Origin of the sequence: Rhodanobacter sp. MP1X3, from assembly GCF_014207165.1 — a bacterium.
Classification (GTDB): domain Bacteria; phylum Pseudomonadota; class Gammaproteobacteria; order Xanthomonadales; family Rhodanobacteraceae; genus Rhodanobacter.
Genome location: NZ_JACHCO010000029.1, coordinates 1 through 1,163, shown reverse-complemented (window position 1 = coordinate 1,163; position 1,163 = coordinate 1). Strand labels below are relative to the sequence as shown.

Here is a 1,163-nt window from a genome sequence, read left to right as displayed (position 1 = left end):
GAGAGTTCCTACGCAAAAGTGGACACCGACTGGTTAGCCGCATTGTGCCTCGAACTCGATGGGAGAACGATACCCCAACGCGGAGTGCAAGCGCTTGGTGTTGTAGAACTCAATATAGCTGCGCACGGCGCTTCGTATTGCGCCTTCGGTGGCGAAACCCCGCCGGTGGTACATGTCCGATTTCATCGACTTGTTCCACGATTCCATGTGCGCGTTATCGGTCATGCGATGCGGGCGGTTGACGCTTTGCACCAGTCCCGCGCCGGCTAACACGCGCTTGAAGTCGCCGGCGAGGAACTCAACGCCGCGATCACTGTGCAGCAGCGTACCGGGCGGCGGCTTTCGCTCGCGCAGTGCTGCCGCCAGTGCTCGACGTGTCAGTCTGGCTGTCCGATCTGCGCCCAGCGACCACCCCAGCAACCGTCGCGAGTAGCGGTCCATAACCGTGGCGAGATACCTCCACGTTCCCGAGACTTTCAGATATGTCACATCGGTCACCCAGACCTGATTGGTCCGATCCACGGTCAATTCGTGTACCTGATTGTCGACGCTGGCGAAGAAACGATCGACGCCGGGACAACGGCGATACAAATCCGCGGAGCTGCCGCGGATGCCGTTATCCCGCATCAGGCGCTCTACCCGACGCCGCCCGACAGGTTCGCCGTCGCGTTTCAGGCCGGCGTGAACTCGTGGGCTGCCGTACGTTTGTCGACCTTCGTCGTGCACCTGGCGAATGCGCTCAACCAAGCGCATATCCTCCTGCGCTCGCGCGCTCGCTGGACGATCACGCCAAGCGTAATAACCGCTGGCACTGACAGCGTAGAGCCGGCACAGCAGCCTCACCGGCTGGTGCGTTTGCTGGTGGATGAAGGCGAAGATATCGGCCTTGGACTGGAAGTGAACGCGATCGCTTTTTTTAAAAGGTCATGTTCAATCTTCAACTGCTCGTAAGCCTTCTTCACGCGACGCAGCTCCTTGAGCTCTGCGGCAACCTCTTTATCGACAGCTACACCTTTAGTCACGATCACACCCTCGCGCGCTTGTTTGCGCCAACGAGACAGCATGAACGGATGGATGTAAAGCGATGCGGCCACGTCTTGCACGGCCACGCCAGGCAACTCACTTAAACGGACGGCTGTCGCCTTGAATTCCTGGGTATATCG

The 1,163-nt window shown here is 59.3% G+C and carries 2 protein-coding genes; both read right to left on the bottom strand.

Translation table 11 applies throughout. The features are described from left to right. Positions 1–33: 33 nt before the first annotated feature. The gene (locus HDE79_RS21780; RefSeq protein ID WP_343206021.1) at positions 34–867 is read right to left on the bottom strand and encodes an IS3 family transposase; all 834 of its coding nucleotides are present in this window, start codon (positions 865–867) and stop codon (positions 34–36) included. Next, positions 840–1,163: transposase (locus tag HDE79_RS21775; RefSeq protein ID WP_184605318.1), on the bottom strand; the 324-nt coding region annotated here is incomplete at its 5' end. The genes HDE79_RS21780 and HDE79_RS21775, both read right to left, overlap by 28 nt.